The 14,783-nt window shown below is 63.2% G+C and carries 11 protein-coding genes and 1 tRNA gene; 5 read left to right on the forward strand and 7 right to left on the reverse strand.

Translation table 11 applies throughout. The features are described from left to right. Nucleotides 1-12: 12 nt before the first annotated feature. Together C380_RS06740 and C380_RS06745 are read right to left on the reverse strand one after the other, a co-directional pair. Nucleotides 13-351, reverse strand: a complete 339-nt coding sequence (locus C380_RS06740; RefSeq protein ID WP_043565219.1) for a 4a-hydroxytetrahydrobiopterin dehydratase — start codon at nt 349-351, stop codon at nt 13-15. Beyond that, nucleotides 348-1,655 carry a M48 family metallopeptidase gene (locus tag C380_RS06745; RefSeq protein ID WP_015013112.1) on the reverse strand — a complete coding sequence of 436 codons (1,308 nt, stop codon included), beginning with the start codon at nt 1,653-1,655 and terminating at the stop codon, nt 348-350. The genes C380_RS06740 and C380_RS06745 overlap by 4 nt, the downstream gene beginning before the upstream one ends. Before the next feature lie 37 nt (nt 1,656-1,692). Here C380_RS06745 and orn point away from each other — a divergent pair, with 37 nt between their 5' ends. The 3 genes from orn (at nt 1,693) to C380_RS06760 (ending at nt 6,172) form a co-directional block, all read left to right on the forward strand. After that, a complete protein-coding gene (gene orn / locus C380_RS06750; RefSeq protein ID WP_043566178.1) occupies nt 1,693-2,286 on the forward strand; it encodes an oligoribonuclease in 594 nt (197 codons plus the stop codon). A 387-nt stretch (nt 2,287-2,673) separates the two neighbouring features. Beyond that, nucleotides 2,674-4,545, forward strand: a complete 1,872-nt coding sequence (locus tag C380_RS06755) for a DEAD/DEAH box helicase (protein WP_015013114.1) — start codon at nt 2,674-2,676, stop codon at nt 4,543-4,545. 154 nt (nt 4,546-4,699) lie between these two features. Next, nucleotides 4,700-6,172, forward strand: a complete 1,473-nt coding sequence (locus C380_RS06760; protein WP_015013115.1) for a GGDEF domain-containing protein — start codon at nt 4,700-4,702, stop codon at nt 6,170-6,172. Between the two features lie 12 nt (nt 6,173-6,184). On the opposite strand, the gene C380_RS06765 is transcribed toward C380_RS06760, so the two are convergent. From C380_RS06765 to C380_RS06775, 3 genes are all read right to left on the reverse strand, one after another. Further along, nucleotides 6,185-7,417: a multidrug effflux MFS transporter gene (locus C380_RS06765; protein ID WP_015013116.1), complete on the reverse strand. Its 1,233-nt coding sequence runs from the start codon at nt 7,415-7,417 to the stop codon at nt 6,185-6,187. Nucleotides 7,418-7,742: 325 nt separating this feature from the next. Then, nucleotides 7,743-7,818, reverse strand: a tRNA-Lys gene (locus C380_RS06770). 83 nt (nt 7,819-7,901) lie between these two features. Next, nucleotides 7,902-8,786, reverse strand: coding sequence for an NAD(P)-dependent oxidoreductase (locus C380_RS06775; RefSeq protein ID WP_043566181.1), 885 nt, complete (start codon nt 8,784-8,786; stop codon nt 7,902-7,904). Between the two features lie 210 nt (nt 8,787-8,996). Between C380_RS06775 and C380_RS06780 the strand changes: the two genes are divergently transcribed. Next, nucleotides 8,997-9,878 carry an alpha/beta hydrolase gene (locus C380_RS06780; protein ID WP_015013118.1) on the forward strand — a complete coding sequence of 294 codons (882 nt, stop codon included), beginning with the start codon at nt 8,997-8,999 and terminating at the stop codon, nt 9,876-9,878. Nucleotides 9,879-10,191: 313 nt separating this feature from the next. On the opposite strand, the gene C380_RS06785 is transcribed toward C380_RS06780, so the two are convergent. Then, nucleotides 10,192-11,169 (reverse strand): GMP reductase, encoded by a 978-nt coding sequence (locus C380_RS06785; RefSeq protein WP_015013119.1) that lies wholly within the window; start codon nt 11,167-11,169, stop codon nt 10,192-10,194. Nucleotides 11,170-11,373: 204 nt separating this feature from the next. Beyond that, the gene (locus C380_RS06790; RefSeq protein WP_015013120.1) at nt 11,374-12,099 is read right to left on the reverse strand and encodes a hypothetical protein; all 726 of its coding nucleotides are present in this window, start codon (nt 12,097-12,099) and stop codon (nt 11,374-11,376) included. A gap of 43 nt (nt 12,100-12,142) precedes the next feature. Here C380_RS06790 and C380_RS06795 point away from each other — a divergent pair, with 43 nt between their 5' ends. Then, nucleotides 12,143-14,617, forward strand: coding sequence for a UvrD-helicase domain-containing protein (locus tag C380_RS06795; RefSeq protein WP_015013121.1), 2,475 nt, complete (start codon nt 12,143-12,145; stop codon nt 14,615-14,617). Nucleotides 14,618-14,783: the final 166 nt, after the last annotated feature.

Consider the following 14,783-nt stretch of genomic DNA (forward strand, 5'->3'; position numbering starts at 1 on the left):
GGTGGGCCTGTGTCACAGCGCGACCAGCGCGTCGAACTGTGTGGCGCACTCGAAGTCGGTGCTGGAGATGCCGTGCACGTCGTGCGTGTTCAGCCGTACCACGCAACGGTTGTAGTGCACCGACAGATCAGGGTGGTGGTCTTGCGCGTTGGCGATAAACGCCAGCGCGTTCACGAACGAGATGGTCTCGTAGTAATTGGCAAAGTGGTAGGTCTTCTCGATGGCGACGTTGGCGCCGTCGCCGCTAAGGCTCCAACCGTCCAGCTTGGCCAGGTTTGCTACGACTTCTGTAGCTGTCAGGGCACGGCGGGTCAGCGTAGACCAGTCTTTTTTCTTCAACATCGTAGTCATGGATGGGCAGGGGTTTGCATGCGTGCCAGCCGTTCTGTGGCAGGTGGATGCGAGTAGTAAAACCTCACGTAAACCGGATCGGGTGTGAGCGTGGAGGCGTTGTCTTCGTACAGCTTGAGCAGGGCCGACGACAGATCGGCGCCGCTGGCCTGAGCCACGGCATACGCATCCGCCTGGAACTCATGGCGGCGCGACTGCTGCGAGAACAGCGGCGAGATGAAAAATGTGAAGACCGGTACGACCAGCATGAACAGCAGCAGCGCCAGTGCGTCATTGGGGGCTGCTGCCACGGCCGGGTCCAGCGAGATATTGGGGCGCACACCCAGTCCCGTGTAAAACCACACCTGGGTGGAGAGCCAGCCCAGCAGTGCAAAGCCGGCCAGACTCAGCGCAAACATCATCGCGACGCGCTGGACGATGTGGCGGTGCTTGAAGTGGCCCAGCTCATGGGCCAGGACGGCTTCGACCTCGCCGGGGGCCAGCTGGCGCAGCAGGGTGTCGTAGAACACCACGCGCTTGGCGGCACCAAAGCCCGTGAAGTAGGCGTTGGCGTGGGCGCTGCGGCGGCTGCCGTCCATCACAAACAGGCCCTTGGCCGAGAAGCCGCAGCGCTGCATGAGTGCGGTCACGCGGGCTTTGAGCGATTCATCTTCGAGTGGCTGGAATTTGTTGAACAGCGGTGCGATGAAGGTGGGGTAGATCACCATCAGCAGCAGGTTGAAGCCCATCCAGAAGCACCAGGCCCACAGCCACCACAGCGGGCCTGCAGCGCCCATCAGCCAGAGGATCAGTGCGGCAATCGGCAGCCCGATGATGGCGCCCACCAGCAGGCCCTTGAGGGCATCCGCCAGCCACAGGCGCCAGGTCATTTTGTTGAAGCCAAACCGTTCTTCCACCACGAAGGTCTGGTACAGCGACAGGGGCAGGTCGATCAGTCCGCTGATGGCAGCAAAGGCCACCAGCAATGCCATCTGTTGCCACATGCCGCCACCCAGCGCGCCAAGCAGCGCCTGGTTCAGTGCATCCAGGCCGCCCAGCAAGGTCCAGCCCAGCAGCACGGCCGCCCCCAGCGCCATCTCCAGCATGCCCAGGCGGGCTTTGGTGATGGTGTAGTCAGCCGCCTTCTGGTGTGCGGCCAGCGCGATGCGTTCGGCAAACGGGGTGGGGACTGCAGTGCGGTGGCGGGCCACATGCCGGACCTGGCGTGTCGCCAGCCAGAACTTGAGGGCAAGGCCCAGCAGCAGCGCGGCGGCAAAGGCCACGGTGAGCAGCAAAGAGGGGGAAATGTCGTCAGAGGTGGGCATGTGCGGCGAGTTTAGGCCATCGGCGACAATGCGCGCCATGTCAGAAGCCAACAACCCCACCCCTGCCACGCTTGCCAAATCCGACCAGAACCTGGTCTGGCTGGACTGTGAAATGACCGGCCTGGAGCCCGACACCGACCGCCTGCTGGAGATTGCTGTGGTCGTGACCGGCCCGAGCCTGGAACCCCGCGTTGAAGGCCCCGTGTTTGCCATTCACCAGTCGGATGAATTGCTGAACAAGATGGATGCCTGGAACAAGGGAACGCACGGCCGCAGTGGCCTGATCGACAAGGTGAAGGCGTCCACGGTGACGGAGGAGGAAGCGGAGCAGAAGATCCTCGCCTTCCTGGCCCAGTACGTGCCCAAGGGCACTGCGCCCATGTGCGGCAACAGCATTGGCCAGGATCGGCGTTTCCTGGTGCGCTACATGCCCAAGCTCGAAAAATTTTTTCACTACCGCAACGTGGATGTGAGCACGCTCAAGGAACTGGCCAAGCGCTGGAAACCCGAGGCCTACACGAGCTTCAAGAAGGCGCAAAAACACACGGCGCTGGCGGATGTGCATGAGTCCATCGACGAACTTGCACATTATCGCCAGCACCTGTTAGCGGTAGAGGTGAAAGCGCCTTGAGTTGCCAACCCTCCTCCGATGCGAGGAGGGGCAAGAATCCCTCGAGGCGCCGAGCTCAACGGGCTTGCTTCGCTTGGGGGAAGATCGAATTCTTCGTATTCGGAAGGCTCCTCAAGCGAGGGATAGGGACGGGGGTTGCGGGGAAACCCTTAACCGTGCGATAATCTACGGCTGCGCAGGAAATCCTCGCAGTTTGTGCATCTCCCCTCACACACCGGGCTTGCCAGCCGACTGTCTTAGACAGTGCAGGACTAGCGAACAACGCCCACCCGCACCGGCCTCTACCGAGAGAGCCAACGCAGGTTTCGTTTGATGGTTGATGTTTTTTAACCATTGACGAAGCCCCTCGCAGGCGCTGCCTGCGATCGTCTTCGTGAGAGAAAAATCATGACCGACACCTCTTTGGTGCAGGGCGAATTCGCGCCTGCCGATACTTCCTTTGCTGCCGACGTTTCCGTGCAGTCTTCCCCTCTGGACGCCGTGATGGCATCTGCCATTGAGGCCGATGCCGCTGTGACCGCCGAACCCAACGGTTTTGTGGAGCTGGGCCTGGCGCCTGAACTCGTTCAGGCGGTGGCCGACCTAGGCTATACCCAGCCCACGGGCGTTCAGCTCAAGGCCATTCCCCTGGCCATGGGAAGCGGCAACGACTCCACTAAGTTCATCGACCTGATGGTTTCCAGTCAGACCGGCTCGGGCAAGACAGCAGCCTTCCTGTTGCCCGTGCTGCACACCCTGATCAAGCAGCAGGCCGCCGCCGAAGCTGAAGAACGCGCTGCTTTCGAGCGTGCTGTCGCAGAGGCTGCCGCCCGTGGCGAACCTGCACCGAAGCGCGCCAAGCGCAAGGACCCCACCAGCTCGCGCAACTTCAAGGCAGCGACCCCTGGCGCGCTGATTCTGTGCCCCACGCGTGAACTGGCGCAGCAAGTTGCGCACGACGCGATCGACCTGGTCAAGCATTGCCGCGGCCTGCGCGTGGCCAACGTCGTGGGTGGTATGCCTTACCAACTGCAGATTGCCAAGTTGCAGAACGCCAACCTCGTGGTGGCAACCCCTGGCCGCCTGCTGGACCTGCAGCGCTCGATGCAGATCAAGCTCGACAAGGTGCAGTTCCTGGTGGTTGACGAAGCCGACCGCATGCTCGACCTGGGCTTCTCGGACGACCTGGCGGAACTGAACCAGCTGACCAGCCAGCGCAAGCAGACCATGATGTTCAGCGCGACTTTTGCCCCGCGCATTCAGCAACTGGCCATGCGCGTGATGCACGACGGTGGTTCGTCGGTGCAAAAGGTGACCATCGATTCGCCACAAGAGAAGCACGCCAACATCAAGCAGGTGCTGTACTGGGCTGACAACGCCCAGCACAAGCGCAAGATGCTCGACCACTGGTTGCGTGACACCACGATAAACCAGGCCATCGTCTTTGCCAGCACCCAGGTGGAGTGCGATGGTCTGGCCAACGACCTGCAGCAAGACGGTTTCTCCGCCGTGGCGCTGCATGGCGCCCTGAGCCAGGGTCTGCGCAATCGTCGCCTGATGGCGCTGCGCGCTGGTCAGGTACAGATCCTGGTGGCGACCGATGTGGCTGCCCGTGGCATCGACGTGCCCACCATTACCCACGTGTTCAACTTCGGCCTGCCCATGAAGGCTGAGGATTACACCCACCGCATCGGCCGTACTGGCCGTGCGGGCCGCGATGGCCTGGCCGTCACGTTTGCCGAGTTCCGCGATCGCCGCAAGATCTACGACATTGAGTCGTACAGCCGCCAGCAGTTCAAGGCCGAAGTGATTCCGGGCATGGAGCCTTCGCAGCGTGCCCCGCAGGCGCCTCGCGGTGGGGACTTTGGTGGTGGCCGTGGCCGCTCGTATGACAACCGAGACAACCCATCGCGTGGCCGTTTCGGTGGTCCCGCACGCGGTGGCAACGACCGTGGTGGTTTCGGTGGTGGCTTTGGCGGCGGTTTTGGCGGCCGTGACAATCGCGGCGCACCTGCCCGTGGTGAAGGCAGCGGTTTTGCAGGCCGCGACGATCGCGGCGGCGATCGTGGTTTTGCCCCACGCCGTGACAGCGAGGGTTATGGCCGCAAGCCTGGTTTTGGCGACACAGGCCGTGGTGGCTTTGCTACCCGTGGCGACGCGGGTGCACCGCGCGGTGATTTCGCACCCCGCAAGCCCGCGTTTGCCAAGCCTGCGGGTGGTGGCGGCAAGCCTTTCGTGGCCCACGACGCCCGCAAGCGTCCTGCTCGCCCGGCTCGCTGAGCGTTGAGGGTTAATGGCGCTAGTTAGCTAGCTAGTGCCGCTCCAGTTGCAAAGGCTGGTACCGCAAGGTGCCGGCCTTTTTTCATGGTGGCTGCCCGGTGTGTCGCAGAGGCGGCGGGCGGCTCGTCAATAATGGCCTCCGGAGGAATCTGCTGTGTCGTCTTCTTTATCTTCGGGTGCGGACTTTGAGCACATGTTCGGGCTGGCGCCGGTGTCACTCTGGCTGGAGGACTACAGCGCGCTCAAGCAGCTTTTTGATCAGTGGCGTGCCGAAGGCGTGACCGACATCCGCCAGTTCCTGGCCCAGGACCCAGCCCGCCTGAGGGCCTGCAGCGCCGCCCTCAAGGTGCTCAAGGTGAATCAGCGCACGCTGGATCTGTTTGCCGCCGAGAGCCAGCAGATCCTGGAAGCCAACCTGGACAAGGTGTTTCGGGACGACATGCACGACGCGGTGGCGCATGAGCTGTCGCAGTTGTGGGATGGGCAACTGGAGTTTTCCAACCAGACCGTGAACTACGCGCTCGACGGTCGACGGCTGGATGTGCAGATCCGTGCGCGCATCCTGCCCGGCTACGAGGACAACTGGAGCCGTGTGTTGGTGTCACTGGAGGATGTGACGGCCACCGTGCGCGCAGGGGCGGAGCTACGCCGCAGCGAGCGCTACGCTCGCGACCTGTTCGAACATTCGCCCGTGTCCTTGTGGGTGGAGGACTTCAGCGCGGTCAAGAGCCTGCTCGATGGTGTGCGTGCGCAGGGCATTGACGATTTCAAGACATTCATTCGGGTGCATCCCGAGTTCGTGACACGCTGCATGCACGAAATCCGGGTGATTGACGTGAACCAGCAGACCCTGCGCATGTTCGGCGCAGAGAGCAAGGAGATGCTGCTGAACAACATTGGCAGGGTGTTTCGCGGGGAGATGCACGAGTCCTTTGCGGAGCAGTTGCTGGACTTGTGGGAGGGCAAGACCTTCCAGCAGCGCGAAGTGGTCAACTACGCACTGTCTGGCGATGCGGTGCATATCCACATGCAATTCTCGGTGCTGGCCGATCACATGAGTGACTGGGGGCTGGTGCTCCTGTCGCTGGTGGACATCACGGCGCGCAAGAAGGCTGAGGCCTACCTGGAGTACCTGGGCAAGCACGATGTGCTCACGCAGTTGCGCAACCGGGCGTTTTACGCCGAGGAACTCAACCGCCTGACCCGCAAGGGCCCTTGGCCTTTGTCCATCATCGCCATCGACCTCAATGGGCTCAAGGTGGTGAACGACGAGCAGGGCCATGCGGCGGGAGACTCCATGCTGCGCCGCGTTGGCGAGGTCTTGGCCAAGGCTGTAGATGCACCGGCCTGTGCAGCACGCATTGGCGGCGATGAGTTCACGGTGTTGTTGCCCGGTACGGATGAACGCGGAGCCATGGCCCTGCAGGAACGCATCTTGTCGATGCTCGAACTCAACAACCAGTTCTACCCTGGCCAGCACCTCAGCCTGGCCATGGGAATCGCCTGCTGCCAGTCGGGCGATGCGGTGGAGGCTGCAATCCACCGTGCAGACCAGGCGATGTACGCGGAAAAGAACCGCTACTTCCAGCAAAAGAACGTGGACCGGCGGCAGTCTGGCAGTCCTTGATACGCAGTTGGATCAGAGATGGACCGGGGTGCGGCCGATCTCGGGCCAGCGATGGTGCAGAAAGATCCAAGATAGCATGCCAATGCACAACATCAGCAGCGATGACAGTGCCAGCAAAACCGTGGAATGCATCACCAGCGGCGCAATGAGGCCCGCCACCAGCCCATTGGCCGTCGAACCGACAAACGCCTGCATTGACGAGGCCATGCCCCGGCGCTCCGGGTAGAGGTCCAGTACCAGCAGCGTCACCACGGGCACCATCAGCGCCCAGCCAAAAGAAAAGATCGCAATGGGTGCGAGTGCCCACCAGGCGTGGGCGGTGAACAGGAGATTGGCGCCCAGGTTCAACACGGCCACCGAAAACATGATGACGAACCCGTGGCGGATCTGGCGCTTGGGCGGAATGCGTCCCGCCAGCCTTCCGCTGAGCCATGCACCGCCCATGATCCCTGAAATGGTGAGCGCAAAAAACCAGAAAAACTGTGTCGGTGCCAGCGACAGGTGCTCCCCCAGAAACGCGGGGGCCGACAGCACGTACAGGAACATGCCATTGAAGGGAACGCCGCTGGCCAGTGCCAGCAACACAAAGCGTGCACTGGTGCCCAGCTGCATGTAGCCCCGCATCAGGTGGCGCACATGAAAGGGCTGGCGCTGCTCCACATGCAGGGTCTCGGGCAGCAGCCGGAAGTTGGCAGTCCACAGGGCAACGCCCACCAAGGTCAGGAACCAGAAAATGCTGTGCCAACCCGCGTGGACAAACAGCCAGCCACCAATGATGGGTGCAATCGCCGGAGCCACACCAAAGTAGATGGTCACCTGGCTCATGACCTTCTGGGCCTGTGCCGGGGGAAACATGTCGCGGATCACCGCACGCGAGACCACGATGCCTGCCCCCGTGGACAAACCTTGCAGCGCGCGGAAAAAGACCAGTTGCCCAATCGTTTGTGACAGGGCGCATCCGGCTGAGGCGAGCGTGAACACAGCAATGCCCCACAAGATCACGGGCCTGCGCCCGAAGCTGTCCGCCAGCGCGCCATGGAACAGGCTCATGAATGCAAAGCCGAAAAGGTAAGCCGACAGCGTCTGCTGCATCTCCATCGGCGTGGCTCCCAGCGCTGCGGCGATGCCTGAGAACGCGGGGATGTAGGTGTCGATGGAGAAAGGCCCGAGCATGCCCAGCACAGCCAGCAGGATCGCGAGCGCCCAGCGGGGCGCTTTCCAAAGCAGATGGGCTTGTGGGTTCATTGAGGATGAGGGCTTGCACCCTGAAAGACATCGGCAGCTCGCAGCATGCGTGCCATGCGTCGGTTATCTGTGGGTTATGCGGGGATTGTGCGGGACGCATGCGGGCTCAAGTTAAAGAGCGCTGCGGCCCTGCAGCTCTTGCACTCCTCATCCAGAGTTCAAGGCGGGGGGGGGCGTTGTTGAGACAAACCTTAGGCGTACATATCCGAGCTCGACCGAACGGCTGCGAGTCAGGGCCGTGGTGCGCCGACCGTGACAAACGATCTAAAAACAGAAAGGCCTGCTACTTATGGGTAGCAGGCCTTTTGTGCCTTGCGGCTTGATTTGGTGGGTCCTGAGTGACTCGAACACTCGACCTACGGATTAAGAGTCCGCTGCTCTACCAACTGAGCTAAGAACCCAAATCTTTAAAATTCGTCTGCATCGCTGCAGAGCCTCGAATTATGCACTAGTTTTTGCGACCTTTGCAACTCGCGCTCAAAAATTATTGCATCGCATTGCGGCTGGCCAGTTCCACAAAGAGGCCGCTGTGGTCCAGTTCGCCGAGGCCGTGGTCCACGCCCTCGGCATACAGTGCCTCAAACAGGGCCGTGATGGGGGCATCGAAGCCGGTCTCTCGGGCAGTGGCCAACGCATTGCGCATGTCCTTCAACTGAACGGCCATGCGGCCCCTGGGGGCAAAGTCGCGTTCCACCATGCGCTGGCCATGCAGCTGCAGGATGCGGCTGTCGGCAAAACCACCGCTGATGGCTTCGCGGACCTTGGCCATGTCGGCGCCTCCCTTGGCGGCAAACAGCAGGGCTTCGGCCACGGCGCCGATGGTGATGCCCACAATCATCTGGTTGGCCAGCTTGGCCAGCTGACCCGCACCGTGCGGCCCGACATGGGTGGAGCGGCCCAGGCAGGCGAATACGGGCTGGGCGCGCGCAAAGTCCTCGGGGCGGCCACCGGCCATGATGGCCAGGGTACCGGCCTCGGCCCCGACGGTGCCTCCGGATACCGGTGCGTCCAGGTGGGCCACGCCCAGCTCGCCCAGGCGGGCCGCGTGGTCGCGCGCCTCGCTGGGCTGGATGGAGGCCATGTCGATGAAAAGAGCGCCCGGGCGCATGGCCTGGGCTGTGCCTTGCTCAAACAGGACCTGGCCGACGACCGGCCCGTTTTCGAGCAAGCTGATGGCCACATCGGCGTCCTTGACGGCATCGGCAGGGCTGCTGTGCACGGTGACACCCCATTGCGTCAGCGGTTCTGCCTTGGCGCGGGTGCGGTTCCATGCGTGTACCTGGTGGCCTGCTTCGCTGAGGCGTCGGGCCATGGGCAGCCCCATCATGCCAATGCCAAGAACGGCGATACGAAGCGGAGTGGTAGTCATGGCGTTGTTCTTCTTGGGAAAGGAGTTCAAGAGCGTCTCTGTTGCCATCATGTGCCTTTTTGGCGCTGCAGTCTGTCACGGAGCTTGCAGCGCACAGCGATTGGCCAGATGATTCTGCAGCGCCAGCGCCGTCCCTGCGTCTGCCGAGCCTGTGGGCCGGGCCGCGGTATGGCACCGAAGGCCGCTCACACCAACCGGAGACCCTTGCCCATGACCTTGCCCCTGTACGACCCCGCCTGGCTGGAGCGCATGTACAACAACCGTGCCCTCGTCCCCGACCACATGGACTACTTTGAGCGCTGGGCCCGGGACTCCGCCCAGGTGCGCGCCAACATTCCCTGTGCGCTCGATGTCGCGTATGGAACCGGTGTGGGTGAGACCCTGGACGTGTTCCCCTCCGCCCGCACCACCGGTGGGCCGGTGCCGGTGCTGGTGTTCATCCACGGAGGCTACTGGCGGTCGCTCGACAAATCCGACCACTCGTTCATCGCGCCGCCCTTCACCCAGGCCGGGTTTTGTGTGGTGGTGGTGAACTACGCGCTGTGCCCGGGCACCCCCGATGCGCCGGTGAACATTCCCCACATTGCGCGGCAGATGGAAAAAGCGTTGGGCTGGGTGTGGCACCAGATCGCCGCCCATGGGGGCGACCCCCGGCGGATCACCGTGGCGGGGCACTCGGCGGGCGGGCAGCTGGCGGCCCTGCTGCTGACCAGCGTGTGGCCCCTGATCGGCAAGGGCTTGCCCGATGGCCTGGTGCGCAATGCGCTGTCGATCTCGGGGGTGCACGACCTGGAGCCCATCATGCACACGCCCATGTACCAGTCGGTATTGCACCTGACTGAGCAGCAGGTGCTGCAGTGCAGCCCCGCACGTTTGCTGGAGCCGCCCACGGGCACGCTGTATTGCGCCGTGGGGGCCGATGAAAGCCCCGAATTCCTGCGCCAGAACCAGCTCATGCAGGACGCCTGGGGCAGCCATTTTGTGCCCCGCAGCGTGGCCTTGCCGGGGTTGAACCACTTCAGCGTCGTCGATGCCCTGGCCAAGCCCGGGCATGACCTGCACCACATGGCGCAGAACCTGCTGCGGGCCTGAGAACCTGTTCCAAGTCTTTTTGGAGATTGCATTGGAGTGCAATCGGGATGAGTGGATGCTCCGGGTGCGCCGCATGGGCTCATGCCCATGCAAGCAGCCGGGGCGTCCAATCGCCCGATTTCACTCCAACCCTTCGGGCAAGTGCCTTGCCGGGCGGTCTGCGGCGTTGCGGCGCTTGCCAATAGCCGAGCTATTGGCCGCGCACCGCGCCTTGCACCCCATCCCGGCAAGGCACTTGTGCAACTCCAACAAGACTTTGAACAGGTTCTAAGGGTTCTCCTAACCGGGCGGCGGATCGCACCCGGTGGTGTGGTTACATCAGCAGGTGCTCGCCTGCGTTGTCGCCGCCCAGGATCACGTAGTTGACCTTGCGCACATCCATCAGCTTGGTGCCACCCGCATAGCTGATGGAGCTTTGCACGTCCTGCTCCATCTCAATGAGCGTTTCGGCCAGCTTGCCCTTGATGGGCTCCAGGATGCGTTTGCCTTCGACGTGCTTGTATTCGCCCTTGTTGAAGTCGCTGGCCGAGCCGTAGTACTCCTTGAACAGCGCGCCGTCCACTTCCACCGTCTTGCCCGGTGATTCCTCATGGCCTGCAAACAGCGAGCCGATCATCACCATGCTGGCGCCAAAGCGGATGCTCTTGGCAATGTCGCCATGGCTGCGGATGCCGCCGTCGGCAATGATGGGCTTGGTGGCCACGCGGGCACACCACTTCAGCGCGCTGAGCTGCCAGCCGCCCGTGCCAAAACCTGTCTTGAGCTTGGTGATGCACACCTTGCCCGGGCCCACGCCCACCTTGGTGGCGTCGGCGCCCCAGTTTTCCAGGTCGATGATGGCTTCGGGGGTGGCCACGTTGCCGGCAATCACAAACGACTGCGGCAGGTGCTTTTTCAGGTAGCCGATCATGTTCTTCACGCTGTCGGCATGGCCGTGGGCGATGTCGATGGTGATGTACTCGGGCGTGATGCCCTGTGCCACCAGCTGGTCCACCGTGGCGTAGTCGGGTTGCTTCACGCCCAGCGAGATAGACGCGTAGCAGCCCTTGGCATGCATGTCCTTGACGAACTGGACGTTGTCCAGGTCAAAGCGGTGCATGACGTAGAAATAGCCGTTCTGTGCCATCCAGGTGCAGATGGTTTCGTCCACCACGGTCTTCATGTTGGCCGGCACCACCGGCAGGCGGAAGCGGCGACCGCCCAGTTCCACGCTGGCGTCGCATTCCGAGCGGCTTTCCACGCGGCACTTGCGGGGCAGCAGCAGGATGTTGTCGTAGTCGAAGATTTCCATGAGATTCCAAGCTCCATAAAGGGACGCCGCCAAACTATTTCGACGGCGGTGGGCGCTTGGCTGTCAGACCGGCTTTGCGGGAGTGAACGTGACAGTCACTCCGAACCCTGCTGAGCGCAGGCACAAAAAACCGGGCGTCAAGAAACTTGGGCCCGGTGATTGATTCTACCCGCCTGACAAATGGCCGTCATAACGGCCCCGGTATTACCTGCATACGGATTGCGCAGCCGCCACGATCTGGCCCGATGCATCCTGCACCCAGCCGACCAGGTGCAGCCGTTCGGCCCGCGCGCCTTCGGGAATGCGCATGGACCGGGTCTCCATCCAGGCCCACGGTTTGCCTGGGGTGCGAGCTTGCCGCTGGGCGGGGAGCCACTCGCCCTCGAACGCGTTGCGCACGACATGGCGGGGCACCACCGTGCCGTCCGTGCCGGCGGCGATGGCTTCCACCAGCAGCAGGTGAAAGGCAAAGGGGGCTGCGGCCACCTTGCGCTGTGGCTTCGCAGCGGAAGGCGCGAAGTTGATGCCCACACCCACATAGTCATTGAACGCCACCCCGTGGGCCACGCGCAGCCTGCCACGTGCGTCCACATCGACGGTGCTGATGTGTACGTCAGTGGAGGTGGGGGGCTTGCGCCCCAGGGCTTGCAGGCGGGGCAGGGCGTCGGTGGTGGCGGCTGCCGACAAGGGGGCAAGGTCACCCGCCGCGCTTGGCACGATCCAGTCCAGCACCACGGCGCCTGCCTTGGCCGATGGCGCCGGGGTGGCTGCATCGCCCCAGCAGGCCTCGCAGTCGGCGCTGATGAAGCGCTCGAAGAGCGCCACGGGCTTGGGCGCGCCGTCGCTGCTGCAATGGGTCTGGGCCAGCGCCTGCGGGGCATGCGCCAGTGCCAACGACAGGCTGGCCAAGGTGAGGGCAATGTTTTTCATGGTGCGGGGCAGCGTGGGGCGGGGTGCTTTCTACAATGGCCGGATGTTCCCACAAGACCCGTTTTCGGGTGCGCCAGACGCCCTGGTGCCCCCACACTCCGGTGCGCCGTCGGCCGCATCCCCCCTTCTCGCCCACCTGAACGACGAGCAACTGGCTGCGGTGACCTTGCCCGCCGGCCATGCGCTCATCCTGGCGGGGGCCGGGTCGGGCAAGACCCGTGTGCTGACCACCCGCATCGCCTGGCTGCTGCAAAACGGCTATGCCACGCCCGGCGGCATTCTGGCCGTCACGTTTACCAACAAGGCCGCCAAAGAGATGGTGGCCCGCCTGTCGGCCATGCTGCCTGTGAATGTGCGCGGCATGTGGATCGGCACCTTCCACGGCCTGTGCAACCGGCTGCTGCGCGCGCACCACAAGGCTGCGGGGCTGCCGCAGTCGTTCCAGATTCTCGACACGCAAGACCAGCTCTCGGCCATCAAGCGCCTGTGCAAGCAGCACAACGTGGACGAGGAGCGCTTTCCGCCCAAGCAGCTGTCGTACTTCATCGCCAGCTGCAAGGAAGAGGGCATGCGGCCTGGCGATGTGCCTACGCACGACAGCGACAGCCGCAAGAAGGTCGAGATCTACCAGCTGTACGAAGAACAATGCCAGCGCGAAGGCGTGGTGGACTTTGGCGAGCTGATGCTGCGGTCTTACGAGCTGCTGCGCGACAACGACCCGATCCGCGAGCACTACCAGCGCCGGTTCCAGCACATCCTGGTGGACGAGTTCCAGGACACCAACAAGCTGCAGTACGCCTGGCTCAAGCAACTGGCGGGCAACGAGGTGGACGGGCGCTACGAAGCGCGTGGCAGCGTGATCGCCGTGGGCGACGACGACCAGAGCATCTACGCCTTCCGTGGCGCTCGCGTGGGCAACATGACCGACTTTGTGCGCGAGTTTGATGTGCAGCGCCAGATCAAGCTGGAGCAGAACTACCGCAGCTACAGCAACATCCTCGACTCGGCCAACCACCTCATCAGCCACAACAGCCGCCGCCTGGGCAAGAACCTGCGCACCACGCAGGGCGCTGGCGAGCCCGTGCGTGTGTACGAGGCCAGCTCTGACTTGGCCGAGGCGCAGTGGATGGTGGATGAGATCAAGCAGCTGGTGCGCAACGACGGCTTTGAGCGCAAGGAAATCGCCGTGCTCTACCGCAGCAACGCGCAAAGCCGGGTGATTGAATCTGCATTGTTCAATGCCAGCGTGCCCTACCGCGTATACGGCGGCCTGCGCTTTTTTGAGCGTGCCGAAATCAAGCACGCGCTGGCCTACCTGCGCCTCTTGGAGAACCCGCACGACGACACCAGCTTCACGCGCGTCGTCAACTTTCCGCCGCGCGGCATTGGCGCGCGCAGCATCGAGGTGCTGCAGGACGCTGCCCGCGCCGCAGGCTGCTCGCTGCACGACGCGGTGAGCGCTGTGCCCGGCAAGGCGGGCGCCAACCTGGGCGCGTTTGTCGCCATGGTCGATGTGCTGCGCGAGCAGACCCAAGGGCTGAACCTGCGCGGCATCATCGAGCAGATGCTCGAATCCACCGGCCTGGTCGAGCACTTCCGCACCGAAAAGGAAGGCGCCGACCGCATCGAGAACTTGCAGGAACTCGTCAACGCCGCCGAGAGCTTTGTCACGCAAGAGGGCTTTGGCCGCGACGCGGTGGCGCTGCCGCTGGATGAGCACGGCACGCCGCTGACCCAAAGCGTGCAAAGCCCTGTGAGCCAAGGGCTGGACCCCAACGCGCCGTTGCTCGACGAGCCTTTGAAACCCGCCGTGCCCGGCATCGTGGACGCCGACACCGGCGAAACCCTCTCGCCCCTGGCCGCCTTCCTGACCCACGCCGCGCTGGAGGCGGGCGACAACCAGGCCCAGGCTGGGCAAGACGCGGTGCAGCTCATGACCGTGCATGCCAGCAAGGGGCTGGAATTTGACTGCGTGTTCATCGGCGGCATGGAAGAGGGCCTGTTCCCCCACGAGAACTCGGCCAGCGACCGCGACGGCCTGGAGGAGGAGCGCCGCCTGATGTACGTGGCCATTACCCGCGCCCGCAAGCGGCTGTACCTCAGCCACTCGCAAACGCGCATGTTGCACGGCCAGACGCGCTACAACATCAAGAGCCGGTTTTTTGACGAGCTGCCTGAAGCAGCCCTCAAGTGGATCACGCCCAAGCAGCAGGGCTTTGGCTCGTATGCGCCCAGTTTTGCTACTAATTCAGGAGCTGGTAGCGCATACGGATCTAGCACTAGAGGCCAATTTGGCTTCAAATCCGAGACGTTTGCCAGTCCCCCAGTGCCTGTGCAGAAGGCGGCGCCCTCGCACGGCCTGCGCGTGGGCATTGCCGTGTTTCACACCAAGTTTGGCGAGGGCAAGGTGCTGGCCATTGAAGGCACCGGCGACGACGCACGTGCACAGGTCAACTTTCCGCGCCACGGCACCAAGTGGCTGGCGCTGTCGGTGGCCAAACTGACGGTGGTCGAATAGCAGGTTTTGAGCAAAATCGCCTGGTAGCGCTAGTACCTTATGCCTGGATAGCTATCGTATATATAGCAATCCAGAGCCGCCAATGACAACGGGGCCCTCGGGCCCCGTTGGTTTTTGAAGCGGGCCGCACGGGGTGCAGCCTTGTTGGCCCCTAGCTCAGGTGGGT

The sequence above is a fragment of the Acidovorax sp. KKS102 genome (genome assembly GCF_000302535.1).
In the GTDB taxonomy this organism is placed as follows: Bacteria; Pseudomonadota; Gammaproteobacteria; order Burkholderiales; family Burkholderiaceae_C; genus Acidovorax.

Excerpts from the sequence above, each read along its gene's own strand:
- C380_RS06765 (WP_015013116.1), bottom strand. The coding sequence starts at position 7,417 with ATGAACCCACAAGCCCATCTGCTTTGGAAAGCGCCCCGCTGGGCGCTC.
- C380_RS06775 (WP_043566181.1), bottom strand. The coding sequence starts at position 8,786 with ATGACTACCACTCCGCTTCGTATCGCCGTTCTTGGCATTGGCATGATG.
- C380_RS06755 (WP_015013114.1), top strand. The coding sequence starts at position 2,674 with ATGACCGACACCTCTTTGGTGCAGGGCGAATTCGCGCCTGCCGATACT.
- C380_RS06740 (WP_043565219.1), bottom strand. The coding sequence starts at position 351 with ATGACTACGATGTTGAAGAAAAAAGACTGGTCTACGCTGACCCGCCGT.
- C380_RS06790 (WP_015013120.1), bottom strand. The coding sequence starts at position 12,099 with ATGAAAAACATTGCCCTCACCTTGGCCAGCCTGTCGTTGGCACTGGCG.
- C380_RS06780 (WP_015013118.1), top strand. The coding sequence starts at position 8,997 with ATGACCTTGCCCCTGTACGACCCCGCCTGGCTGGAGCGCATGTACAAC.
- orn (WP_043566178.1), top strand. The coding sequence starts at position 1,693 with ATGTCAGAAGCCAACAACCCCACCCCTGCCACGCTTGCCAAATCCGAC.
- C380_RS06785 (WP_015013119.1), bottom strand. The coding sequence starts at position 11,169 with ATGGAAATCTTCGACTACGACAACATCCTGCTGCTGCCCCGCAAGTGC.
- C380_RS06795 (WP_015013121.1), top strand. The coding sequence starts at position 12,143 with ATGTTCCCACAAGACCCGTTTTCGGGTGCGCCAGACGCCCTGGTGCCC.
- C380_RS06745 (WP_015013112.1), bottom strand. The coding sequence starts at position 1,655 with ATGCCCACCTCTGACGACATTTCCCCCTCTTTGCTGCTCACCGTGGCC.